Origin of the sequence: Microvirga ossetica, from assembly GCF_002741015.1 — a bacterium.
Taxonomy (GTDB): domain Bacteria; phylum Pseudomonadota; class Alphaproteobacteria; order Rhizobiales; family Beijerinckiaceae; genus Microvirga; species Microvirga ossetica.
The window spans coordinates 147,211-169,261 of the sequence record NZ_CP016620.1 but is presented as its reverse complement, the minus strand read 5'-3'; the positions used below and the strand labels follow the sequence as shown (position 1 = coordinate 169,261).

Annotated in this window: 26 protein-coding genes and 4 pseudogenes; 14 read left to right on the top strand and 16 right to left on the bottom strand. The window is 60.4% G+C overall.

The genetic code is table 11. The annotated features are described in order from the left end of the window. Positions 1-169: 169 nt before the first annotated feature. A complete protein-coding gene (locus BB934_RS43745; RefSeq protein WP_099515819.1) occupies positions 170-1,342 on the bottom strand; it encodes a YihY/virulence factor BrkB family protein in 1,173 nt (390 codons plus the stop codon). 244 nt (positions 1,343-1,586) lie between these two features. Between BB934_RS43745 and BB934_RS43740 the strand changes: the two genes are divergently transcribed. The 4 genes from BB934_RS43740 to BB934_RS43720 all read left to right on the top strand — a co-directional run bounded on the left by BB934_RS43740 (position 1,587) and on the right by BB934_RS43720 (position 4,377). Then, entirely contained in the window at positions 1,587-2,081 is a 495-nt protein-coding gene (locus tag BB934_RS43740; RefSeq protein WP_099515818.1) for a YciE/YciF ferroxidase family protein, read from the top strand. Between the two features lie 661 nt (positions 2,082-2,742). Continuing rightward, complete coding sequence (locus tag BB934_RS43730) at positions 2,743-3,165, top strand: hypothetical protein (protein WP_157934696.1); 423 nt, start codon at positions 2,743-2,745, stop codon at positions 3,163-3,165. A 120-nt stretch (positions 3,166-3,285) separates the two neighbouring features. Further along, positions 3,286-4,023, top strand: coding sequence for a Crp/Fnr family transcriptional regulator (locus BB934_RS43725; protein ID WP_099515815.1), 738 nt, complete (start codon positions 3,286-3,288; stop codon positions 4,021-4,023). A gap of 84 nt (positions 4,024-4,107) precedes the next feature. After that, positions 4,108-4,377: a DUF6894 family protein gene (locus tag BB934_RS43720; protein ID WP_157934428.1), complete on the top strand. Its 270-nt coding sequence runs from the start codon at positions 4,108-4,110 to the stop codon at positions 4,375-4,377. 137 nt (positions 4,378-4,514) lie between these two features. Here BB934_RS43720 and BB934_RS43715 read toward each other — a convergent pair whose 3' ends face one another. Continuing rightward, positions 4,515-5,519 carry a sensor histidine kinase gene (locus BB934_RS43715; protein ID WP_237050401.1) on the bottom strand — a complete coding sequence of 335 codons (1,005 nt, stop codon included), beginning with the start codon at positions 5,517-5,519 and terminating at the stop codon, positions 4,515-4,517. Between the two features lie 315 nt (positions 5,520-5,834). Here BB934_RS43715 and BB934_RS43710 point away from each other — a divergent pair, with 315 nt between their 5' ends. The 5 genes and pseudogenes from BB934_RS43710 to rsgA all read left to right on the top strand — a co-directional run. Beyond that, positions 5,835-6,176 carry a response regulator gene (locus BB934_RS43710; RefSeq protein WP_099513771.1) on the top strand — a complete coding sequence of 114 codons (342 nt, stop codon included), beginning with the start codon at positions 5,835-5,837 and terminating at the stop codon, positions 6,174-6,176. A 74-nt stretch (positions 6,177-6,250) separates the two neighbouring features. After that, complete coding sequence (locus BB934_RS43705) at positions 6,251-6,508, top strand: DUF6894 family protein (RefSeq protein WP_099515814.1); 258 nt, start codon at positions 6,251-6,253, stop codon at positions 6,506-6,508. Positions 6,509-6,686: 178 nt separating this feature from the next. Further along, positions 6,687-6,896 (top strand): hypothetical protein, encoded by a 210-nt coding sequence (locus BB934_RS43700; protein WP_157934695.1) that lies wholly within the window; start codon positions 6,687-6,689, stop codon positions 6,894-6,896. A 638-nt stretch (positions 6,897-7,534) separates the two neighbouring features. After that, positions 7,535-7,660 (top strand): annotated as a pseudogene (locus tag BB934_RS51380) (DUF6894 family protein); the annotation flags it as partial. Positions 7,661-7,728: 68 nt separating this feature from the next. Beyond that, positions 7,729-8,460 (top strand): annotated as a pseudogene (rsgA, locus tag BB934_RS43690) (ribosome small subunit-dependent GTPase A); the annotation flags it as partial. A 340-nt stretch (positions 8,461-8,800) separates the two neighbouring features. Here rsgA and BB934_RS43685 read toward each other — a convergent pair. The 8 genes and pseudogenes from BB934_RS43685 to BB934_RS43655 form a co-directional block, all read right to left on the bottom strand. Continuing rightward, positions 8,801-9,752: pseudogene (locus BB934_RS43685) on the bottom strand (IS630 family transposase). Between the two features lie 99 nt (positions 9,753-9,851). Then, positions 9,852-10,139 carry a trehalose-6-phosphate synthase gene (locus tag BB934_RS43680; protein WP_099515810.1) on the bottom strand — a complete coding sequence of 96 codons (288 nt, stop codon included), beginning with the start codon at positions 10,137-10,139 and terminating at the stop codon, positions 9,852-9,854. Then, entirely contained in the window at positions 10,108-10,365 is a 258-nt protein-coding gene (locus BB934_RS43675) for an MgtC/SapB family protein (protein WP_257792398.1), read from the bottom strand. Before BB934_RS43675 ends, BB934_RS43680 begins: the two co-directional genes overlap by 32 nt. A 51-nt stretch (positions 10,366-10,416) precedes the next feature. Beyond that, positions 10,417-10,557 (bottom strand): hypothetical protein, encoded by a 141-nt coding sequence (locus BB934_RS48665; RefSeq protein ID WP_173909579.1) that lies wholly within the window; start codon positions 10,555-10,557, stop codon positions 10,417-10,419. Between the two features lie 41 nt (positions 10,558-10,598). Then, entirely contained in the window at positions 10,599-10,733 is a 135-nt protein-coding gene (locus BB934_RS50775; protein ID WP_335645690.1) for a hypothetical protein, read from the bottom strand. A 189-nt stretch (positions 10,734-10,922) separates the two neighbouring features. Continuing rightward, entirely contained in the window at positions 10,923-11,096 is a 174-nt protein-coding gene (locus BB934_RS48160) for a hypothetical protein (RefSeq protein WP_157934693.1), read from the bottom strand. Positions 11,097-11,212: 116 nt separating this feature from the next. Next, positions 11,213-11,422 (bottom strand): hypothetical protein, encoded by a 210-nt coding sequence (locus BB934_RS43660; RefSeq protein WP_099515808.1) that lies wholly within the window; start codon positions 11,420-11,422, stop codon positions 11,213-11,215. Positions 11,423-11,565: 143 nt separating this feature from the next. After that, entirely contained in the window at positions 11,566-11,775 is a 210-nt protein-coding gene (locus tag BB934_RS43655; protein ID WP_099515807.1) for a cold-shock protein, read from the bottom strand. Positions 11,776-12,271: 496 nt separating this feature from the next. Here BB934_RS43655 and BB934_RS43650 point away from each other — a divergent pair, with 496 nt between their 5' ends. From BB934_RS43650 to BB934_RS43640, 3 genes are all read left to right on the top strand, one after another. Beyond that, entirely contained in the window at positions 12,272-12,991 is a 720-nt protein-coding gene (locus BB934_RS43650) for a spermine/spermidine synthase domain-containing protein (protein WP_099515806.1), read from the top strand. Positions 12,992-13,104: 113 nt separating this feature from the next. Continuing rightward, the gene (locus tag BB934_RS43645; RefSeq protein WP_099515805.1) at positions 13,105-13,299 is read left to right on the top strand and encodes a hypothetical protein; all 195 of its coding nucleotides are present in this window, start codon (positions 13,105-13,107) and stop codon (positions 13,297-13,299) included. Between the two features lie 328 nt (positions 13,300-13,627). After that, a complete protein-coding gene (locus tag BB934_RS43640; protein WP_099516128.1) occupies positions 13,628-14,581 on the top strand; it encodes an alpha/beta fold hydrolase in 954 nt (317 codons plus the stop codon). Between the two features lie 20 nt (positions 14,582-14,601). Here BB934_RS43640 and BB934_RS43635 read toward each other — a convergent pair whose 3' ends face one another. Then, positions 14,602-15,201 carry an ATP-dependent Clp protease proteolytic subunit gene (locus BB934_RS43635; protein WP_099515804.1) on the bottom strand — a complete coding sequence of 200 codons (600 nt, stop codon included), beginning with the start codon at positions 15,199-15,201 and terminating at the stop codon, positions 14,602-14,604. A 171-nt stretch (positions 15,202-15,372) separates the two neighbouring features. On the opposite strand from BB934_RS43635, the gene BB934_RS43630 reads away from it, so the two are divergent. Together BB934_RS43630 and BB934_RS43625 are read left to right on the top strand one after the other, a co-directional pair. After that, complete coding sequence (locus tag BB934_RS43630; RefSeq protein WP_099515803.1) at positions 15,373-15,792, top strand: CopG family transcriptional regulator; 420 nt, start codon at positions 15,373-15,375, stop codon at positions 15,790-15,792. Positions 15,793-15,885: 93 nt separating this feature from the next. Next, positions 15,886-17,155, top strand: a pseudogene (locus BB934_RS43625) (extracellular catalytic domain type 1 short-chain-length polyhydroxyalkanoate depolymerase). Between the two features lie 216 nt (positions 17,156-17,371). Here the strand turns inward: BB934_RS43625 and BB934_RS43620 are convergent. From BB934_RS43620 to BB934_RS43600, 5 genes are read right to left on the bottom strand one after another with little or no spacing between them, the layout of a single operon-like run. After that, a complete protein-coding gene (locus BB934_RS43620) occupies positions 17,372-18,445 on the bottom strand; it encodes an ABC transporter ATP-binding protein (RefSeq protein ID WP_099515802.1) in 1,074 nt (357 codons plus the stop codon). An 18-nt stretch (positions 18,446-18,463) separates the two neighbouring features. Continuing rightward, a complete protein-coding gene (locus tag BB934_RS43615) occupies positions 18,464-19,123 on the bottom strand; it encodes a pyroglutamyl-peptidase I (RefSeq protein ID WP_099515801.1) in 660 nt (219 codons plus the stop codon). 18 nt (positions 19,124-19,141) lie between these two features. Continuing rightward, positions 19,142-19,909, bottom strand: coding sequence for an ABC transporter permease (locus BB934_RS43610; protein WP_099515800.1), 768 nt, complete (start codon positions 19,907-19,909; stop codon positions 19,142-19,144). A 2-nt stretch (positions 19,910-19,911) separates the two neighbouring features. Further along, complete coding sequence (locus BB934_RS43605) at positions 19,912-20,751, bottom strand: ABC transporter permease (protein WP_157934692.1); 840 nt, start codon at positions 20,749-20,751, stop codon at positions 19,912-19,914. 54 nt (positions 20,752-20,805) lie between these two features. Further along, entirely contained in the window at positions 20,806-21,972 is a 1,167-nt protein-coding gene (locus BB934_RS43600; protein WP_099515798.1) for an ABC transporter substrate-binding protein, read from the bottom strand. Between the last annotated feature and the right edge of the window lie 79 nt (positions 21,973-22,051).

Below are 22,051 nucleotides of genomic sequence, written 5' to 3'. Positions count from 1 at the left end.
AACTCGGTGCAGGGGCGGTCGAGCTGCGCGGCGTAGTTCAAGCCCGGCCTGATCGGGAGACGGTTCAGGACAGACGCCGCATGGAGCCGAATCCTACATCAGGTGCCCGCCGTAGAGCAGGTGCCGCCCGGTAAAGGTCGCGAGTCAGCATCGGAATGAGGACGTCGGATTACGCCTTTGCCGTGCCAAGTGTGTCGGCCATGGTGGCGCCGCGCGCCCCCATCGGCTTCGTGGGACCTTCCGTGGTGTCCTTGGCGGTCTGGTGCTCCATCTCGGCGTTGACCTCGGCCCCCAGCAGCACGACGATGCTCGTGATCCAGATCCAGGTCATGAAGCCGATCACCGCTCCCAACGAGCCGTAGGTCTCGTTGTAGCTGCCGAAGTTCGCCACGTACCACGAGACCAGCATCGACACGACGAGCCACAGCACAGCTGCCACGAGGCTGCCCGGCGTCACCCACTTCCACTCGGCCTTGTCGCGGCTCGGGCCGTAGCGGTACAGCACAGCCAGCCCGAGGTTCACTACAGCCAGGAGAACCGGCCAGCGGGCGATGGCGAGCAGCCATTCGAGGCTGCTGCTGAGGCCGACGAAATCCAGCAGGACGGGCAGGACCACGATTCCCGTCAAGGCGAGGAGAATGAACCCGACAGCCGCCAACGTGAAGCCCAGAGACTCGAGGTTCAGCTTTAGGAAGCCGCGCTTCTCCTCCTCGTCGTAGACGATGTTGAGGGCGTCGATGACCGCCTTCATGCCCGCGTTGGCGCTCCACAGCGAGAGCACCAAGCCGAAGACGAAGCTGAAGCCCAGGGTGCCGCCGCCCTGGGAGGCGATGCGGGTGACCTGCTCACGGATGATGTCGAGCGCGCCGCCCGGCAGCACGCCTGAGAGGGCATTGAGATGGTCCTGGATCGTCGCGGGATCAGCTACCAGGCCGTAGACCGACACCAGGGCGGCGATCGCCGGAAAGATCGCGAGCAGGGCATAGTAGGTCACGCCTGCTGCCACGGCCATGACCCGATCTTGACCGAACTCCTCGTAAGTCCGCCACAGGATGTCCTTCCAGCCGAGCGTCGGGATCTGCGTCGGCGTGGCGGCTTCGCGTCCGCGCTCCTTCTCGCCTGCTGCTGCGGGAGAAGCAGGCGGCCCAGCGCTGCGATCCTGACCTGGTCGACCCGCACTGGCCTGACGACCTTCGTGCTTGACTGCCGCTCCCGCACTTGCGGTGCCGACGAGGACGTGACGCGCCAGCGCCCATCCGGTTACGATGGCCAGCATGGTGACCGTCGCGGAGAGGGTCCGGCGCTCCTTTGGGTCCTGAGGCGGGGAAGTGGCGGTGGTCATGACGGAAGTACGCTCTCCGGTACGCGGGATACGCGCTAGGCTTGGCCATTGAAGTAACCGGGATCGGCGGCCCCGGATTCCCAGATCCCAATGCTGTCCGGATCCACGCACCCGGCGGTCGCGGGGCATCGGCTCACCTGCCTCCGGCTTGTCCACATTCCGCTTTGGAACTTCGGTGATGCCGTGCCGTTAGTCGCCGCATCAATGCCTTGCACCCTTTGACCCGAAGCCAGGAGAACCTTTCATGGCCGCGAAACAGAAGACGCTCGACGACCTGTTCCTCCACACCCTGAAGGACATCTACTACGCCGAGAAGCAGATCCTGAAGGCCCTGCCGAAGATGGCAAAGGGCGCAGAGTCGGACGAACTCAAGGCTGCCTTCCAGACCCATCGCGAGCAGACGCAAGGCCAGATCGAGCGGCTGGAGCAGATCTTCGAACTCCTCGGCAAGCCCGCGCGCGGCGTGCCCTGCGAGGCGATCAAGGGGATCATCGACGAGGGCACCGAGATCATGGAGGACTTCGCCGACAGTCCGGCTCTCGATGCCGGCATCCTGTCCGCGGCCCAGGCCGTCGAGCACTACGAGATCACCCGCTATGGCACGCTCAAAACCTGGGCTCAGGAGCTCGGGCTGACCGAGGCCGCGACGCTGCTCGACCAGACCCTCAAGGAAGAGAAGGAAACCGATGCCCTCCTCACCCGGCTGGCCGAGGCCCGGGTCAACGTCAAGGCGGCATAGGCGTCGCTCGGCGCGGCCGGCGCCGCCCGTCACTCCGCCTTCCCAAGCCGCACCAGGACTTCCACCCCGGCGATCTCCATCCCGGAAGGCGCAGGAGAGTATCGTCATGTCTGGATGGCGCCCGTTTGGCAACGTGATTGTGGGGGCGTCTACCCTCACATCTTGCGCTGCCCCCTCTCAGCTTCAGTGAGCCGCCTCTATACCTGACTGCCAGCCGGGCCGCGATGCCCCGGACCGATTTATGCACCTGTACCAAGGCGGCGCACGGCCAGTTCCAATGTAAGCTGGCCGTGCGGGCCAACCTGCCGGGAGCAACCATTTATGCACTCGTGCCACGAGCACCAGCGTTGGACTTGTGCCCCGGTGGGTTGGCCACGGCGGATGCCCAGTAGGAAGTTGCGCCTGTGAGCGCCAGTACAGGGATCGGCAAGCGTCGTGGCGGCCCGTCTTCACCGGAGGGCAAGAAACATGACTGAGGAGAGATTAATCTGGTTTGCGGGAGTCGACTGGGGCTCGCAGAAGCATCAAGCCTGCCTGCTCGATGCTGCAGGCGTGGTTGTCGGCGAGCGGGAGTTCCCGCACGGAGGCTCGGGTCTGGCGCTCCTGTGGGATTTGCCGCATTTTCCCGACCCGGATGCCTTCCTCCGGGAGGGCGTTCCGCGTGCTGCGCAGCGGGGGCCGCGTGGCCTTCAGCGCCTGGGCGCCGGCGCAGGAATGCATCGGCTTCGGCATGATCTACAGCGCCGTGCAAGCCCACGGTCGGATGGATGTTGCCCTGCCGCCCGGACCCAATTTCTTCCTGTTCGGCGATCCCGCCCAATGTGAGCGCAGCCTCGAGGCGGCGGGCTTCCTGTCCGTGACCGTCGCCAAGGTCCCGCTGGTTTGGCGGGTGGCGTCGCCGGACGAGCCAGTTGAGGTGATCACGAAAGGGACCGTCCGCGCCGCCGCCTTGCTTCGAGCACAAGCGCCAGACGCATTGGCGGCGATCCGCGATGCAGTGCGACAAGCTGTCGGCGCCTTCGCAAGGAACGGGGCATTCGAGCTGATGATGCCGGCCGTCGTGGCCACGGCCGAAAAGCCCTGAGCCCTCGTGCCCGCGAGAAAATTGCCCGCGCGATTTTCCGATAACTGTCTATATGGAACCGGCCACGCTGGGACGATCCCGCCTCATCCGCGTTGTGGTGCTGTAGGCGGAACCCGTGCCATGCCTCAGGGTCTGAACGCCAGTCATTGCACCAACCGGCTCCTGGCCGTTCTCGAGCCCGAGGACTTTGCGGCTCTCGCGCCGCATCTCGAACTCGTCGAGCTGACGCGCGGTCAGATCCTTTATGACGCCGGGGATCTGATCAGCCATGCCTACTTTCCCCACAACGCGATCATCTCGCTTGTCAACGTCATGGAGGATGGCGCCATCAACGAGGTCGCGGTGTTCGGGCGCGAGGGCGTCGCGGGCCTGCTCAGTGCTCTGGTGACGCGGGAGGCCTTCGGCCGTTATGTCGTGCAGATGGCCGGCACCGCCTCGCGGATTGCGTTCGCGCGCCTGAACGAGGTGCGGGATACCTGTCCCAACCTTCGGCTGGTGATCCTGCTCTATGGCGAGGCCTTTCTGGCCCAGACCTTCCAGACCGTCTCGTGCAATGCCCTGCATCCGGTCGAGGCCCGCTGCTGCCGCTGGATCCTGGGCATGCACGACCGGGCGGATGGGGATACCCTGCCGCTCACGCATGAGTTCCTGGCCGAGATGCTCGGGGTCCAGCGTTCCACCGTCAGCGTCGTGACCCGCACGCTGCAAACGGCGGGCCTGATCCGGCAGAGCCGCGGCAGCATTACGATCCTCGACCGGGCCGGGCTCGAGGAGACGACCTGCGAATGCTACGGCAAGATCCGCCAAGTCTACCAGCGCCTGCTGCCCGGCACGTATCCACCAGCCCCCTCGTGGTAGAGGATCCCCAGAGCCAGCGCGAGGCTCTTGGTCTCGGATCCGAACCCCTCAATTTGGTAAGGCGTCATGCCTTGGGAGATGGATGTGGCTCGCTACTATTTCGATATCCGGCATGGAACGGACCTTTTGCGTGATGACGAGGGTGCCGAGTTCGACAGCCTGGACGCTGCGATCCGAGGGACGGCTCGCTCGGCGGCTGAGATTGGCACAGACCGGCTGGCAAGGGGTGATCTCAGCGATGTCGTCATCGAGGTGCGGAATGAGCACGACCAGCGGGTCGTCACCGTGACCGCCTCGATGAAGATCGAGCGGCATGAGCTATCGTCTCCGCCTCCGGATCTGGGGCAGGCATAATTCGCAGAACACCCAGTATGGAACCGTTCTGTCGTCCTTCCTGGGGATTACTGGGTCCTCGTTCGCCAGAATTGGATTTCACTCTCCCGCGTGGCGCTGTCTTGGGATGTTGAAGCGTGCCAGACGAGGCAGGAAACTCACCGCGCGAGGCTATCCTTGTTCATCCTCAGCGTGATGACCACGCCTTCCTCAGACCAGTCGCAGTCGATCGCGCCGCCGAGCTGAGCGGACATGCTCCGGTTGACCAGCTTGCTCCCGAAGCCTCCAGGTCCTGTGGGAGCCACAACGGGCGGGCCGCCCCGTTCGGTCCAAACAACGACCGCTTCGCTACTATCGGCTGTGCACGAGATATCGAGCGTGCCGCTGGCCACCGAGAGCGCGCCATACTTGAGTGAGTTGGTCGCCAACTCGTGGGTGACCAGGGCCAGCGTCGTCGCCGCTGCCTCTCCGACACCCATCCTCGGCACCGAGACGCGAATGCGTCCGCTGAAGGCTCCCATGTCATCGTAGGGTGCGAGCAGGACAGCAAACAGGTCGCCGAGAAGCGCCGCCGTTCCCTCCTGGCCCGGAAGCGGACGGACGAGGTCGTGGGCGCGCCCCAGAGCCGTGAGCCGGTGCGTGAGGTCCCGTGCCATGTCGGCCGTCGTCGCCGCCGAGCGGGAGGTCATCGCGGTGAGGCCCGCTGCAATGGCCAACAGGTTCTTGACCCGGTGGCTCATTTCACCTGCCAGCAACTCGTGGCCTTCCTCGGCCTGCTTGCGACCGGTCACGTCGATGAAGATGCCGAACATGATCCGGTCGACCATGCCGACATCGTCTCCTTGACCCCGAGCGGAGACCCACCGGACTTCGTCCCCGACCATGATCCGAAAGTCGATCTCATACGCGCCCAAAACCCCGCGCGTCGCCGCGAAAGCGGCCCTCACCCTGTCACGATCGGCTGGATGGATATGCGATGACAGGTCCTCAAAGGTCACACCTTCTTCGCTTCTGAGCACACCCCACAGGTCATACGCGCGCTGGTCCATGGTGAGCCTGTCGGTATCGACGTTCCACGACCACAGGGCGACCCCGGCCGCGTCAATGGCGCGGCGTAAGTTTTTTGGCTCCCACACTGGAGGAGTCGATTGTTCAGACGACACTGTGCTTTGTCCTCCTGCTCGGCCAAGGCCAGCACGACCACTAGCATGCTTCCCCTGAGGCCTTGAAGCCCGCACCACGAGGCTAGGTTCGGAAGGCAATATTCCTGTTCGGCGCTGCTCGACGATGTGCCTTCGACTGTGGTTCTTCCCAAGAAGCTCCAGCAGCGGTTCTTGGCGTAGGTCTGGCACGGCACCGATCGTACGCGGGCTCACGTACACGAGCCACAAATTCCGCCGAAGTGTCCTTATGGAATCGGATAGGGTTGATGAGGGGACCTGGCTGACCATGTATGCAGGCCATCGGGCAGGAGCAGCATGAAAATTCTGGTAGTCGAAGACGATCCCTTTGTTCGTGAGATGGCTGTGGCAGGATTGGAAGATGCCGGGTTCGAGGTCACCGAGGCGGCCAGCGGCGGGCAGGCTCTGGAACTCCTGCAAGCTGGGATTACGGTCGATGCGCTGCTGACCGACATTCGCCTGCCGGGAGCCAATGGCTGGGCGGTGGCTCGGGCCTTTCGCGAGCGCTTCCCCGATCTACCCGTCCTGTATGTGACAGGGTATGCGGAGCAGATGCAGCCTGTCCCCGGAGGGATCATTATCTCGAAAGCCTACAGGATGGCTCAGGTGATCAGCGCTCTGGGAACATGGGCGGCCTGAGAGACAGTCCCTTTTGGAACAGGCAGCGAGCCCAACGGCGTTAACGGCCATTGTTCTCAAGCGCCGGAGCGCCCATGCCTCGCTTTTTCTTCGACATTCATGACGGCGAGGACTTTGCCCCCGACCGTCAAGGCGTGGACCTGGACGATCTTGACGCGGCCAAGGACGAGGCCAGGAAAGCTCTCCGCGACGTCATATGGGACAAATTGCCGGTCGGGGACCGGCGCGACTTTACCGTCGATGTCAAGAACACGGCTGGAGAGATCGTCTGGCGGGCTACGCTGTCGCTGGTCGTGGAAACCCCATCCCAAGGCTCAACAGCAAGCACCTGACACAGAGCTACGAATTGCGCGTAAAATCCCTTTGACGGAGTGGGACGCTATCTGAGGGCAGACTGAACAGAATGATCCCCAAGCGGTTGCCTCCTTTACTGGCAGGGCTGATCGAAGCATCGGTGACTGACGGATCTGTGTGCTTCCGCCGATGAGAGACGAGCAGGAGGTCGAGCCCATGCCGAACCAGTACAACGAGCGCTGGGAAGGTCCCATCAGAGGCCTTCGTCTGCCACTTGTCGCTTGGAACAGTCTGCACAATGAAGGCATCATGACCATCGTTCAGCTCACCGCTGCTGCGGATCGGCTCGAACGACTTCCCGGGATCGGGTTGAACATGGCTCGGGTGATCCGGGAAGAACTTGCCCGTGTGTCGGCAGCCGAATAACCCGATGACAATGCCGATCTTCGAAATACAAAGAAAAAGCGCCTCTCCGAAGAGCGCACTTTAAGTTTTCGGATCCGAATGGGCAAACAAACAAATCCCGTGAGAGCGACTTGCTCATACATCGCAGGCCCCGTCATTGTTCTATATTAGACTTAAGTGCGATATTCTGAAGCCACACAGCGCAGAATTAGGTGTTTAGCTTATTGCGCACCCAGTTGAATATAAGTATAGGACTGTTACCCGTAGGGGCAACTACGGTTCAAGGGTCGCGAACATCTTCACAAGGCTGGGCGCGGCCCTTTTTCATGCGCACTCTCGGTCGGTCACAGGCACACACGGGAAAGCCGCTGCGCAATTCCGAAAGGTTTGACCACCTTGGCCATAGTCGCGCGGGCGTGAATTGACGCCGGCTAAAGACAGGCGCATGGTGACGGCCTGCGTGGAGAGAGGGATCTGACCCGGTGCAAGTCGGGTGTAAGGTACCGCCCACAGCCTAAGCCCTGGAGAGATCCGGGGCTTTCGGCGTTTTAGGGCCGAGAATTTCGCGGAAGGCTGTTTACGGAACTACGAACAACCAGCCTCCTGATGAGTTTGTAGACACCCATCAGGAGGGAACAGTGCCACGCTTCTATTTTGACATGCGGGAAGGCGACAGCTTCACCCGCGATGACGATGGCCTTGAGTTCGTCAACCTGGACGAAGCCGCCGCTGAGGCTGCTAACAGCGCGGCTGAGCTCGGACGGGACCGGTTGCCGAAGGGTCATGCCCCCGAGATCATGGTTGAGGTTAGAGATGAGCATGGCGAGCGGGTGCTGACCGTGACAGCAAGACTCCGCAGCTCGCTGGCGCCAACGTCGATACGCTGTTCATCGTCACCTCATGCAATGCTGATTTCAACCCCGCCCGGCTGGAACGCTATCTGGCGCTGGCGAACGAGGCTGGGACCACCCCGGTGATCCTGCTGACCAAGGCTGACACCGTGGCGGATGCGCGGGCGTATGAACAGCAGGCCATGGCGCTGCAACGCGGGCTGGCCGTCGTGATCTTAAACCCCCGATCCAGGGATGCCGCAGCTGCTTTGGCCCCGTGGTGCCGTGTGGGGCAGACAGTGGCGCTGGTCGGTTCCTCCGGTGTCGGCAAATCGACGCTGGTGAACACACTGGCAGGCCCGACGCAGGAGCTGGCCCAGCAAACCGGGGGCATTCGCGAACACGATGCCAAAGGACGCCACACCACGACCTCGCGCTCGCTTCACGCCATAGCCGGCGGCGGATGGGTGATCGACACGCCCGGAATGCGCACGCTCCGCGTCAGCGATGCGGCTTTTGGTATTGAGACCCTGTTCGCTGAAATCACCGAGCTTGCCCCTCTCTGCCGGTTCAGCGACTGCACCCACGCCCATGAACCCGGTTGCGCCGTTCAAGGAGCCGCAGCCGCAGGCGCGCTGGACCCGGAGCGTCTGACCCGTTGGCGCAAGCTGGTAGAGGAAAGCAACAACAACACGTCGTGCCGCAGCGGGCCGCGTGGCGGCAGTGTTACTGCGGGTCGAAGCAAGAGGCGCTGAACGACTGGAAAGGCTGCTCACCTACGCGCGATATTGATTACTATCAAAGACGTCAGGCCGCATTGGACCCAACGCAGAGGCTGTAATGCGAAAGTCGCAATCGTTCTGAGGCTGAGGATCTGCTCTTTGGATATCTTGCTGCGTAAGCCCAGGCGGGCAGCGGTATTTGTCAACACACGGCTGAGGGAGACACCGGATCTTCAGCGGTTTTATTGCGGGTGGTGTCGTAAAGGTCAGCACCGAAGCGCTGTGGGCGGCGCACGCCATAGCCCCGCGGCGGGAAGAAAGAATGCAACAGATCCGACGATGCTCTTTGTTCGGCTCCTAGAGCATCGGCTGTTCAGACGAATCCATAACCTGCGGCAGTGAAGTAGTTGCGGCATTCCTCAGCTTCGACCCCATCACAGATGTCCCCGATGGCCCGCCAGAGCGCGTCAAAGGTGCGGGCTTCGGCTTTGCGCAGATGTGCTTTGATCTTGGCGAAGAGTTGCTCAATTGGGTTCAAATCGGGCGAATAAGCAGGCAGGAACAGGAACCAGGCGCCGCGTTGCTTCAGACACTGCGCCGCCGTCTCGCTCTTGTGCGCCGGCAGGTTGTCGAGGATCACCACGTCGCCCTTGGACAAGGTCGGAGCAAGCTGGGTCTCCACATAAGTCTCAAAGATCTGACGGGTCATCGGCCCATCGATCACCCAAGGCGCCGTCAGACCACAGTAGCGCAGCCCGGCGACAAAGGTCTGGGTCAGCCAGTGGCCGAATGGTGCCCTTGCATACAGACGCTGCCCTTTGAGGCAGCGGCCGCGCAGGCGCGTCATCTTGGTGGATGTGCCGGTCTCATCGAGAAACACGAGCCGGTGCGGCTCCTGGCGCATGCGCGGCTGGCGTTTTGTGTGCCAATGCTCGCGGGCCTGGCGCACGTCGGAGCGTTCTTGTTCGCTGGCCCGCAAAGTTTTTTTTGACGCTATAGCCGTGGCGGATGTACCAGCGCGCGATGGACGCCGGCGTGATCTTGGTGCCCAAGGCCAGCAGTTCGGCCGCGAGCTGGGGCATGGTGATGTCGTTCCTCTCGGCGACGCGACGGATCAGAAACTCGCGATGCGGGTCGAGCTTGGAGTAGCGCCAGCCGCCCTCTGGTTTGGGCGCCAGGCTGCCGGTGGCCCGATACGCCGCCATGAGCCGCACCACAAACGCGACCGACACCTCAAAATGGCGCGCGGCCTCATGGCAGGAATGCCCCGCCTCAACAAAGCGCACCACCCGTTGCCGCAGATCCAGCGAGTAGGACTTGGTCATCGCTCATCTCCTCTAAAGAGGGCCGAGATAAGGGAATCACAAAGCCGTCACGCCGCATAGCCTCCGATTCAATCAGAACAGCCGATGCTCTAGCAATCATCATTCTCTTTTCTTAGCGAGCTCCAATCCGCTGCGGGCCCTACCTGCCTTGTTAGCGGCCAGATCCGTGATAAATGCCGCCGCCCACCGTGAGACATCGGAGCTCCAAAGAACTTTGGACATTGCCTCCCAGCGCGCGACCCGCTCCTCCCCGCTCATGTGCAACGCGTGCTGAATAGCCTCTGCTACTTCGACCTTGTCGTTCGGGTTGACAATGAGTGCATCCGTGAGTGGTATCAGCCCCGCTATACGCAGCTCATTGAACACTCGGTGAAGGGCCAATGTCATCCCCACGCTGGTTTTGATGTTTGATCGGAGACAGACCACGGAAGGCGAAGATGGTGAAGTGGGCAATCACGTTGGCAACATCATAGCTTCGGAGCCTTATCGCAGCTCCGACCGCGCCACTCGCCCATAGACTTGCGGCTGTGGCAGTCCCTTGCACAGCACCTGATTGCCTAATGATGGCACCCCTACCCATGAAGCCGATGCCCGCGACGAGACCTGATCCCAACAAGTTCCGCGTGTTGAATAGGGTTCCTTCAGCAGGTGATGCGTGAAGACGCTATCGCTTGCCGCCGGTTGGTTTCGCAGGTGTGCTGCCCTTGCCCTGATTCGCGAAGGGTGATGTCAGGATTGCGTCCTTCGGCTTGTCCTTCTTAGGCTTCTTTGCCTCGCGGTTGCCGCGTTGTTCGCCTTTGGCCATGGGTAGCCTCCGTTGTCGCTGAGGTCGTGCGAAAGATCATCTCAGTCGTGGGTCGTGTTGTCGAGCAGATGATCGAAGTCGGCCATTACGCGGTCGATCAGCTTGCGGCGGCGTAGATCGCTTGCATCCAGACTCTGCGCCAAGAGGCCGAGCAGATAGCGTGCCTTCTCGACCACTTCCGGCCAATCGGCGGCAGGTGCGGCTGCCAGCAGGCCTTCGAGTTCCGCCTGTCTCGTGCGCAGCGCTTCCTGATCTGCTTCGACCTCGGACCGCGAAGGTCGGTTGCCTTCTGGGCTGCCATGCCGCGATGGGTATCGAGATTGGTCGGTTGATCAACCATGACGGGCTTTCCTCTGCTTTGTCGCTTACGCTCTCTCGGCCAGAAGTCGTGCCAGCGTCTTGGCCGGCTGGGCATCCTGGCCGACAGGCTCGGGCGGCACGAGGTGCCACGCATGTGCCCGAAGCGCCCATCCCACGTCCGAGAGGCTGCCGAGCGGCTCGTGCGGCCAAGCGGGCTCGCCCGTGGGCGTGAGGATCATGAGCTGCCGTGACGCCTTTCTGCCAACGCGAGCGACATACAAGATCTCGTCATCCTGCCTGAGTAGCGCGACCGGATCGTAGATCTGCGATCCCTGAAAGAATGCGTCGCCGCTGGTCAAATGACGGAAGCCTTGGCCGCGATCTCGCTTTCGCGCACGGCATGCTCGCCGAAGCCGGACGATTTGATGCGGTACGATACTTCACCCGTCTGGTCCGCCGGCATGAGGCGCGTCACCTCGTAGATGCCGCTGGCACTTGCGCGCTTGTCCGAGATACGCGGATGGGTGATGCGGACCAACTGATGAACCTGATACTTATGGGACATTCATTCCTCCTGGGCTTAATCGTTATCGAGCAGAGCAGGTAGCCGCTGCTGGTCGTTAGCCGGTACAAACGAAAAAGCCGCCCCACGTGGGAGCGGCTTCGAGGCTTAGCGGCCCAGATTCTGGTCTGAGCCAGTGATTACGATCACGCGTTCTCGATGTTATTGACGGCGATCTTGCCGGAGCGGCGGTCTTCGGCCGTATCGAAGGAGACCTTTTGGCCTTCAACAAGGTTCCGCATTCCGGCGCGCTCAAGCGCGGTCGCATGGACAAAGACGTCCTTGCTGCCATCGTTCGGCTGAATGAAGCCGAAGCCCTTCATGTCGTTGTAGAATTTTACAGTGCCCATAACCATTGGGGTAGCCTTTCGCGATTGTTGCAGATGCACATGAGCAAAGGCTCGCAAATGCGCGGCCTGAACTCGGTTCGTCGATGTAATGGTGAGAAATTCCGAACGTGCGCCTGGCAGAACCAAAAGCGAAACGACCCGATTGTCCGGCCAAAATCCGATAAACATTCTATAGACAATTGCATGAACAATAGCAAGTACTAGCTGAAACTACCCATCACCTGCAGAAAAATTATCATTCCCAGCCATACTTCGTGGCTGCAACTCTGTAGTGCGGTGAAAGAAATCACTTCACTACTTATCGGCTCTATCTTGGGCGCAGCCACCAGCTGACATTGCTCAAACACTCAGGCGCCGAGCTGCACCGGATAAGTTGCGTCGGCCTGCCCAATTTTGAGGGAGCTGAATGGGTTTGGAGGGCGGAAGCCGTCGACGTCACGACAACTCGGCTATCGCGGATGCTGCGATGGAGCCACAATGACCAGCCAATGCGGAGCATACCATGAGTGCCCTCTTTGAGGAGCTTGATTACCGTCCCACTCCCATGGGAGCACTCAGCCTTCGGCGCCGGCGTGATCTCTTGAGTGGAGGTGACATCTACGAGATCAAGCTCGGTGACGAGTTCCTGATGTCAAGCCTGTTCACCGCATCCGAGATCGCCCTTGCACAACTCGGGCTCGCAGCCCTGCCCGGAACGTCCCTCGATGTGATCGTCGGTGGCCTTGGCCTCGGTTACACCGCACGAGCCGTGCTGGAGCATGCACAGGTGGGCTCGCTCCTGGTGGTCGACGCCATTGCGGAAGTGATCGAATGGCACCAGCAGGGCCTGTTGCCGCTCGGAGCCGAGCTAACCTCCGATCCACGGTGCCGGCTGGTTCTTGGCGACTTTTTTACCGGGGCCACTTCAGAGGCGGGCTTCGATGCTGAGCATCCAGGACGCCGCTACCACGCGATCCTGGTCGATATCGACCACTCACCGAAGAACGTCCTGCATCCGAGCCATGCAGCACTCTACACAGTCGGTGGCCTGACACGTCTTGGGGCGCACCTTCATCCCGATGGCGTCTTTGCCCTGTGGTCGAACGATCCTCCTGATGATGAGTTTCAACAGGCCCTTCGTGAGGTGTTTGCCACCAGCGCGGCCCACATCATCGCCTTCGACAACCTGCGGAACGATGGCGAGGTGACGAACACCGTATACGTCGCAACGCGCAGTCGCTAACAGCCTTGGTGGAGCTCTCGTCCTTGGGCCAGCGCCACCCACTGTCCATCCGCTCGCTCAGAGTGGATCATTCGCGGGTGCACGGGTGTTCTCGCTATGCTACGGAGATACGCATGGCCCAATTTCCTATCATGAAGACCCTTGCCCGCATTGCCGTCACACATGTTGATGGAGAGTATCGCATCCGGATCGAGGATCAGTCCGGCGACACTGCGGTTTATCGCGCCTCGTCCGATCAGGTGGTGGATCTTGCTGACATGCTCGACGATCTCCTTTCTGACGAAGACGAGGAGCAGACCGCTGGATAAGGCGCTCTGAAGCGATCTGTGATCAAGAGGGCCGTGAGCCGTCTGGGAGCTTGTTAGGAAAGGGCTTCTGCCTTGCATTAGTGCGCTGCAGCAACCGACTGGACTCTTGGGCGTTCTCCACGATCAGCCCACATGGAGAGCATGCAGGTCCCGCACGGAGACAAAAGCCGAGACGAGCCCGCCCGACCCAGACGGTGCGGCCCTTCATTCTGCCGAGCCACAGCGGGCCAATACCCATCGTCACCGTCGTACGACTGCGAAGTCGGGCGGGACGTCCCGTACCAGGCAGGCCTCTCACCCAAGTCGCTGGCGTTGGCTTGCGCCGGTTCTGGCAGGCTCGGCCGCAGCACTGGGCGCCGCTGTTCTGTACAACTGGCAGAGAGCTGAAGCTGCCGAACGCAAGACGCCGCCAACAGGCCGGTTCCTCAATGTTGATGGCGTGCGTGTGCACTATATCGAGCGCGGCGAGGGCGAACCTGTCGTGCTGATCCACGGCAACGGCACCATGATCCAGGACTTTACCGTCAGCGGCCTCGTGGATCGTCTGGCGTCCCGCTACAGGGTGATCGTGTTCGACCGACCTGGGTACGGCTATAGCAGCAGGCCCCGCCAGCTCTGGACACCACGAGCCCATGCGAAGCTCTTCCAGCGTGCATTGGGGCAACTCGGCGTCGGGCATGCAGTCGTCTTGGGCCACTCCTGGGGCACCCTGGCCGCGGTAGCCCTTGCCCTTGAATCCCCCTCGCTTGTTCGCAGCCTTGTGCTTGCCTCGGGCTACTACTGCCTAACCCTGCGGGCCGACATGTTCCTGTTCTCGCCACCGGCTGTTCCAGTGATCGGCGATGCGATGCGCCACACCATCTCTCCTCTGGTCGCCCGGGCCATCTTGCCGGGCCTGATCAAACAAATGTTTGCACAAGCGGTGGTGCCAGAGCGGTTTGAGAGGCAGTTCCCCAAGGAAATGATGCTGCGTCCGTCGCAGCTACGCGCCGCGGCTGAGGACGCAGCCCTCATGACACCCTCAGTGATGGAGCTGCAGCACCACTACCGGGAGCTGCGGATGCCGATCACGATCATCACAGGTGCCGACGATCAGATTGCGGATGTGGGCCGTCAATCGGAGCGCCTGCATCGGGAGCTGCCGCAGAGCGAGTTCATCGCCCTTCCAGGACTTGGTCACATGGTCCATCACCTGGCTCCCGACGCAGTCGCCAGTGCGGTAGAACGAGCCGCACAGAAACTTGGAGAAGAGGTTCGCGATCAGCCGCGCGTTGTTCTTTAGCAGGTCAAGCTGAGCGCTGTTCAATCCGGTAGCCCGGCGAGATACTGATCCGTCAGATAGAACACATCCTGGATCGGCATCGTCGGCGTGACGATGCCCTCGATAAAGCCGTGCCGCAGAGCATCCTCGGCAAAATAGATGGTCGTGCGGGTCGCGGCAGTCTCCACGTCTTCAACCGAGAGAGGCGCCTCAGCCTTCGAGGCTGTCTCAGAGGCGATAACACGGTGGGTCTTCTGGTCCACCGCAAGCAGCTCCAATTCGGACTTCTTCAGATCGGAGTAGCTGTACCATTCGGGCAGGGGAGCCTTCGAGAACTTGGTCTGGTGCACCATGAAGCTGGAAGCGGGAACGCCGTACCGCGTCTGGAAACCAAGGAAGAACAGCACACCCGCCGAGTCGACGCTCGACATATTGTAGATGGTCGTTCGCTCGGGCCTTGCTTTGAAGAAATTGTAGAGCTCCATTCCGGAGCTCGGGTTACCGCCACCAGTCACCAGATAGACTACGAACTCGTCCACGCCGCCTTTAGCGGCACTGATCGAGAAGACGTAGCTTGTGAGCGCGTCACACATCTTCTTGCTGATGATGGCGCTGCAGTAGATGTGCTGAACGGTGGGCATTGCAGTCTCCCCATCAGATCTCACGCCAGGCCCGGCTCCCGCTCAGGAGCCTGACGAGTGATATAGACGCGAGGAAGCGGATCGGGTTCAGCGAAAGATTATCGGCAGGTCTTGAACTCGCCTGCCGCACCGTCTATTTACCATCCATACAGATGGTTGAGGGATGGCCACATGGCGAGCAATTTGCACGAACTTCGGCCTAAGGCATCGGATAGCGAGAAGATCACGATCAACCTTGGCTATGTCGACTTGGGCCATATCGATCTGCTCGTGCAGGAGGGCTTCTACTCCAATCGGACCGATTTCATCCGGACAGCCATTCGAAACCAGCTTGATCGGCACAACGATGCCGTCAAGAAATCGGTCGAACGACACCGGCTCGACCTCGGCCTGCGTCACTACAGCCGACAAGATCTCGAAGCCGCCCAAGCGGCCGAAGAAGTGCTGCACATCCAGGTTCTCGGTCTCGCCAGCATTGCCAACGATGTCACGCCTGAGCTGGCGCAGCAGACGATCGCGTCCCTTCACGTCCTTGGCGCCTTGCACGCCAGTCCCGCTGTCAAAGAGGCGCTGAAGGACCGCATTCGCTGACCATCCGCTAGCACCCGCCGCACAGTAGAACCTGCCCAACCCTTCCCGCGAGGAAGGGATAGCCCCGCTTTGTCCAACAACAGGACTGAAACCATGAACGCAAATCCAAACATCAACATGCTCGAGGCAACCCGCCTGACCCGTGAAGGTCGGCTCGCAGAAGCCATGGCACTCCTTCAGGGAATGCCTTCATCTGCCCATCCGTCACCCGCTGCGGACGATAACGATAAAGACGCAGGCAAGCGCCTAGGGAGGCCTGCCGCGCGGATCATCGATATGATGCCGCCATCGGTCCGGAGGAGTGGCATGGACCCCGCCGAAGTTCACCTTCCCAAACCCCACGCCCAACGCTTTCAACGGTCCCACCGGAGGCTTGGACCAGGCAGAGGTACCGGAGGCACTGCGCGTCTTCCTCGACCGAATGAGCCAACCTGGCCTGATGCCTGGTCTCGACGGGCTGGTCGGACGCGTGCCAATACGTGCACCGGCCCCGCTGCCAGAGGGAGCGCGCTTCGAAGAACAAACCTTTGCCAACGAGGCGGGAAGCAGAGCTTACAAGCTTTACATCCCAAGCGGCTACACAGGTCAGCCTGTGCCGCTCGTGGTGATGCTGCACGGCTGTACACAATCGCCAGACGATTTTGCAGCCGGCACCCAGATGAACGAGTTGGCCGAGGAGCAGACGTTTCTTGTGGCCTACCCGGCGCAGGTCCAGTCCGCCAATGTCTCGAAGTGCTGGAACTGGTTCAACGCAGCCGATCAGCAACGGGATCGGGGTGAGCCCTCGCTGATCGCTGGCATCACCCGTCAGATCATGCGTGACTTCTCCGTCGAGCCAGGACGCGTCTATGTGGCTGGGCTCTCAGCCGGTGGGGCAGCCGCGGCGATCATGGGCTCGGCATATCCGGACCTGTATGCGGCCGTGGGCGTCCACTCAGGGTTGGCGTGCGGGGCCGCGCGTGACATGCCCTCGGCGTTCGCCGCCATGCGGCAGGGCGGGGCACCCCATCATGGTGGGGCGAAGCAGCTCGTGCCGACCATCGTGTTTCATGGCGATCGCGACACGACGGTAAACCCTGTCAATGGGGACCAGGTCATTGCTCAGTCGAAGGCGGGCTCGGATTTCCAGACAAAGGTCAGCCGCGGTCAGGCTACAGGCGGGATAAGCTATACCTGCACGGTCGCGTGCGATGACAGTGGACACCCGATGCTTGAGCATTGGGTTCTCCACGGGGCGGGTCATGCCTGGTCCGGCGGAAGTCCGGCTGGCTCGTACACTGAACCGAAGGGGCCTAATGCCAGCCGTGAGATGATGCGCTTCTTCCTTGAACACCCAAAGCCGACAGCCGCACGCCCCATTTAAGCACAAGAGCCCGCTGGACCTCGTTGTGGTCTGGCGGGCTTTGACTTGAGATCTTCCACACAACTCGGCCCGGATTATACCTATCGCCGTTTAGTTCGCCCCGGTTCAAACGAACCCTGAATTAACATCACACCCGGGTAGCCCAGCAGGGGCAGGCCAATCCCCTCACCCATCCGCTATCCAGGTCGTAAACTACTAGGCATGTTGAGCCGGAGCTTAGGTTGGCTCAGCGTGGAGGGGGACGATTGCCTCGGCTCGTACCGCCACATGGACGGCTTGCCCGACCGGGATCTCCTGTCCCGATGTCGTCGACGCCGTAATAACCTGGCCGTCAGCCAGTCTCAGCTGATAATCCGTATAGACACCCCGGTAGGTCATCCGTTCCAGAGTAGCATTGAACGTAATGTCGTCGGGATTGGGTTGACTGTTGATGCGGATATCCTCTCCTCGGATTGCAACTGCAGGCGGATTGGCGGGCTGTGCTAATAGGTTCGGAAGCACAGCCCGGAATGAGGAGCATTCAAAAACGTCAGTCCCACTGCGGCCAGCAAAACGTCCCTCAACAACATTGCTGCCCCGAAAGAAGCCGGCAACGAACTTCGTTTTTGGCCGGCGGAAGAGTGCATGTGGTTCGTCTATCTGAACAAGGTGGCCCCAGTTGAGCACTGCCACCCTGTCACTCATCGTCAAGGCTTCTTCCTGATCGTGGGTCACATAGACAAAGGTTGTCCCGGTTGCCCTCTGAATGTCCTTCAATTGAGCTTGCATCTCACGGCGGATCTTCTCATCAAGAGCTGAGAGCGGCTCATCGAGCAGGAGCAGTCGAGGCCGAGGTGCAAGGGCACGCGCTATAGCGACACGCTGCTGCTCACCTCCTGAGAGGCGCGTTACCGGACGCCCCTCGAAACCGGGCAAGCTCACGAGCTCAAGCAACTCGGCGACCCGTTTGCGTACCGCATCGCGGTCGAGGTTCCTGCGCCTAAGGCCGTAGCCGATATTCTGGGCTACCGTCATATGGGGGAAGTTGGCGTATTGCTGGAACACCATTCCAAGCTCTCGCCGCCAAGGCGGTAGGTCCGTGACATCCTGCCCGCTGATCAGGATGCGACCACTGTCAGGCTGCTCCAGACCTGCAATCATTCGGAGGACGGTGGACTTGCCGGATCCACTTGGTCCAAGCATCGTGAAGAACTCACCATTCCCGATTTGAAGATCGACTCCTGCAGCTGTGATCCGCTCGCCGAACTTTTTCCAAACGGCACGAACATGGAGAAGAGAAGAAGATGCCATTGCGTCCTGCTTGGGTAGTCAGTCCGGGTCGAGTGAGAGGGCGAGGGTAGTGCTAACCGCATCAAGCATCATGTCGAAGCACATTGACGCCAAATCAGCTCGTTGATGAAGCTCAAGGCGCCCCTCACTGCTGAGATCATCGAGAAGTGCGGCGACCTGTTGCGGGAGATAAGGCAGGTGGACGAACCCGCAGCGCGCGCCAGTTCCGATCCGCTCGCAGGCGCCGAGAGCCCGGTATAAGGTCGTGTTGCAGAGGAATGTGCCGGCGGTATCCGATGTTCTGGCCGGGATCCCTTTCTCACGAAGCGCAGGAATAATCGTTCCGACGGGAAGCGTTACGGCTCGGGCGACAGGTCCCTCCGAATCGACATTCTCGTCGAGCGGGCGCTGCCCATCGTTGTCAGGCATCTCAAAGCTGGCGCGATTGACCGCAACCCGTTCGAGCCGGATGACCGGCTCGCCTGGCCAGAGCCCCGTGGAGACCACTACGGCCGGATGATGTTCCGCAATCGCATCATCCAGCGGCTGTTTGGCAGCCTGGAAAGAAACCGGAAGCAGCATGCCCCGGACCAAGCAGCCGCCGATCTTGGTTCCGTCGAGAGCCCGGACGATTTCAGCGGAGGGATTGAGCTGGCGCCCGCCATAAGGCTGAAAACCGGTCAGTAGAATCTCTGGCATGGTCTGCTTCCCATTGGACTAGATTGCGGGTTGCCGTTTGCGTCCCAGTGCCACGAGCACCACGATAAGCAATAGCGTGACGGCGATGATGATGCTCATGAGAGCGTACATGTTCGGGGTGAGACCGACCTGCTGATACCGTGACCAGATGAAAGTCTGAACCGTGTTATTGCCCCCCTGCACGACTGCGGTGCGAACCGTTTCGTTGAACGATAGAATGATCGAGAAGGTTGCCGCTCCACTTATTCCCGAGGCAATCTGAGGAAGCTCAATCTCCCAAAATGCCTGCGCGCGATTCGCCCCGCACGTATAGGCGGCCTCTAGGTACAGCGTATCGAAGCCTGACATCACGGTCAGAATAATTAGGAAGGCAAATGGAAGCGCCCAAAGGGTCTGGACCGTAGCCATTGTCAGAAGGGAGGGATCAATCCCAGTGAGATTGAAGAAGAGGCTGGTGGAGACCCCCATGCTGACGCCAGGAATGAAGAGCGGCAGCAGGATTACTGTGACAATAAAGCGTGGTACTCCGAAGCTTCGAACGGCTTGGGCTGCGGCTAGCCCCAACAGCGGGGCAGCCACCCCGACAATTGCAGCGAGAACGATGGAGTTTATCAACGCTCCGACAAGCGTGGGATCAGAATGGATTGTCGCGAAGTTCTGAAAGGTCGCCTTTCCAGTGGCTGGATCCTGGATCGCTAAGAGCAGTGGTGGCAGAAGCGGAGCATACAGAAAGGCCAGAATAGCTGCGAGGCAAAGCCAGACGAGAATGTTGGTCTGGGGCTTCATCGTTACCGCCCCAGCATTTTGCCAAGGAAGAGCCGCAGATCGAACAACCGCAGCCAGAGTAGAAGCAGGACCAACATGCAGCCGACCACAACGGTCGACATGGCGGCTGCCATTGGATAGTTCAAAACGTCCAGTGAACTCGTGATTGCGTTGCCCATGAGTTGGTAGCCGACGCCGCCAAGGATTTGCGAGACAGCAACCTCGCCAAACGCTCCCACAAAACCAAAAATAGCGGCGGCAAAGACACCAGGTAAAGAGAGAGGCAAGATTACCCTCAGGAAGGTGCCAAGGGGAGGCTCACCCAACATCCAGCTCGCCTCGATGAGTCGCCGGTCAATTGCACTCAGCGACAGCCAGATGGGATAGACCATAAAGGGCATGTACGCTGCGATCAGCCCTAGATAAACAGCGAAGTCACTGAACAGCAGCCAATCAACCGGTTGGCTTTTGAGTCCCGTCCATTGCAGGAGCTGATTGACAGGTCCGGTTCGCCCAAGAAGATAGGCCCAGGCGAAGGTCCTAATGACATAGTTCACGAGAAACGGAACCGAGAGAAGAAAGAGAAAGATCCGGGTCCGGTTCGGAGGGAGCTTGAATGTGATCAAGTAAGCGACAAGGTAGGCGATCGACAGCATGAGAACGGTCGAGCTTGCCGCGACCCAGAAGCTTCGCTTTAAGACAGAGAACCGCGCCCCTTCGAAGAAGAGAGCGTATGAGGCCAGACTGAAGCCCGGTCTCATCCCGATCATCTGGCGCTCCCAGAAGCTGATGATCAGCGTCAGTACTAGTGGGACCACAATCGCGAGGGCACACAGGAGGACAGGCCCTCCGAGCAGAGCCATTGTCCCCAGATCCCGACGCTTAACAACAATGCTCATTTTGGATCAGGAGGATTGTTACGCAGCCTTAAAGCGCTGCCACTCCTCCTCGTAGGTCTCAATGTTCGTTGGCCAGCGGGCTTGCCACGTACCACCGGATTGGAATTTCGTTTTCACACCAGCGTCAATGTCAGCAATCTTCTTTGCAGTCGCCGGATCGAACTTTCCAGATTTTGAGGCGAACTCGGGGGCCTCGGGGTGCGTCATGTAGCCCCGCAGGTTTGTGATCATCGCGCCGTACTCAGGACTCAGCATGTAATCGAGGAGCTGATAGGAAGCCTCAAGCCTCTCGGGGGAGCGGTTGCCGGCAACGAGATAGGCGGCCATCGCCCAGAGCAGATAGCCTTCTTTTGGTGTGGCATAGACAGCGTTAACACCCTTGGCCTTGGCAGCGAATACCATCGGCTCCCAGCAGTCCATTACGTAAACTTCCTGGTTCACGAGGAGGTTGACCGCCTGTTCAAAGCTGGACCAGACAACGCGGAACTGCCCTTCCTTCTTCTTTTGGGTCAGGAAGTCGACCACCTTCTTGATCTCCTCCTTGGTCATGTCCGAAGGATCTTTGATATCGGTCAAGCCAGCGGATTTTAGATAGAGAGCCGCCTTTTGGCCCGCGGTCGTGTAGTTATCTTCAATCGCGACATACCCACGGAACTTCGGGTCAAAAAGGGCCCCATAGGAATTCAAATCGCCGCCCGTCTTCTCTGGAAGATATGCGAAGGAATCTCCCTGAAGAACCGTCGGAACACCGTACACCTTACCCTCGTACCCGATGAAGTCGAACCCTTTGGAGCCTGACTTGAAGTATGAGGCGATGTACTCGTTGTTTTGCCAATTCTTCAGCCGGCTGACATCAAGCGGCAGGATCAACTTGTTTTCAACGAGCGGCTTCTGCATGCCGCCAACGATGTTGATGATGTCGTACGTCTGACGGCCACCCCCGGCGATCAGCTGGTTCAGGACGGCGGACGGGCCGTTGCCAATCGAGACAACATTGACCTTGTTCCCTGTCGGATTCGTGTAGCCAGACCAATCCCCATTAAGATCGCCGACGCCGATATCAGCGAGGGTCACAGCTTGCCCGGCTGCGAATGCAGCTCCCGGCCGGAGGGCTAGGACTCCGATGCCCAGCGCGGCGCTCTTTAGGAGAATTCGGCGGTCAATTTCCTTAAGATCTGTCGTCACTTACTCCTCCTCAAATCGCCCTCGCAGGTGATGATGGTGCGGGATGATGTCGATAACTTGTCGAAACGCTCGCTGAAGC

Coding starts and splice junctions, on each gene's coding strand:
- BB934_RS43660 (WP_099515808.1), bottom strand. CDS start 11,422: ATGTCCCATAAGTATCAGGTTCATCAGTTGGTCCGCATCACCCATCCG.
- BB934_RS48665 (WP_173909579.1), bottom strand. CDS start 10,557: ATGGCCAAAGGCGAACAACGCGGCAACCGCGAGGCAAAGAAGCCTAAG.
- BB934_RS48160 (WP_157934693.1), bottom strand. CDS start 11,096: ATGATCCTCACGCCCACGGGCGAGCCCGCTTGGCCGCACGAGCCGCTC.
- BB934_RS43725 (WP_099515815.1), top strand. CDS start 3,286: ATGCCTCAGGGTCTGAACGCCAGTCATTGCACCAACCGGCTCCTGGCC.
- BB934_RS43710 (WP_099513771.1), top strand. CDS start 5,835: ATGAAAATTCTGGTAGTCGAAGACGATCCCTTTGTTCGTGAGATGGCT.
- BB934_RS43615 (WP_099515801.1), bottom strand. CDS start 19,123: ATGCCAGAGATTCTACTGACCGGTTTTCAGCCTTATGGCGGGCGCCAG.
- BB934_RS43705 (WP_099515814.1), top strand. CDS start 6,251: ATGCCTCGCTTTTTCTTCGACATTCATGACGGCGAGGACTTTGCCCCC.
- BB934_RS43645 (WP_099515805.1), top strand. CDS start 13,105: ATGGCCCAATTTCCTATCATGAAGACCCTTGCCCGCATTGCCGTCACA.
- BB934_RS43745 (WP_099515819.1), bottom strand. CDS start 1,342: ATGACCACCGCCACTTCCCCGCCTCAGGACCCAAAGGAGCGCCGGACC.
- BB934_RS43605 (WP_157934692.1), bottom strand. CDS start 20,751: ATGGCTCTGCTCGGAGGGCCTGTCCTCCTGTGTGCCCTCGCGATTGTG.
- BB934_RS43680 (WP_099515810.1), bottom strand. CDS start 10,139: ATGACATTGGCCCTTCACCGAGTGTTCAATGAGCTGCGTATAGCGGGG.
- BB934_RS43740 (WP_099515818.1), top strand. CDS start 1,587: ATGGCCGCGAAACAGAAGACGCTCGACGACCTGTTCCTCCACACCCTG.
- BB934_RS43655 (WP_099515807.1), bottom strand. CDS start 11,775: ATGGTTATGGGCACTGTAAAATTCTACAACGACATGAAGGGCTTCGGC.
- BB934_RS43610 (WP_099515800.1), bottom strand. CDS start 19,909: ATGAAGCCCCAGACCAACATTCTCGTCTGGCTTTGCCTCGCAGCTATT.
- BB934_RS43635 (WP_099515804.1), bottom strand. CDS start 15,201: ATGCCCACCGTTCAGCACATCTACTGCAGCGCCATCATCAGCAAGAAG.
- BB934_RS43700 (WP_157934695.1), top strand. CDS start 6,687: ATGCCGAACCAGTACAACGAGCGCTGGGAAGGTCCCATCAGAGGCCTT.
- BB934_RS43650 (WP_099515806.1), top strand. CDS start 12,272: ATGAGTGCCCTCTTTGAGGAGCTTGATTACCGTCCCACTCCCATGGGA.
- BB934_RS43620 (WP_099515802.1), bottom strand. CDS start 18,445: ATGGCATCTTCTTCTCTTCTCCATGTTCGTGCCGTTTGGAAAAAGTTC.
- BB934_RS43630 (WP_099515803.1), top strand. CDS start 15,373: ATGGCGAGCAATTTGCACGAACTTCGGCCTAAGGCATCGGATAGCGAG.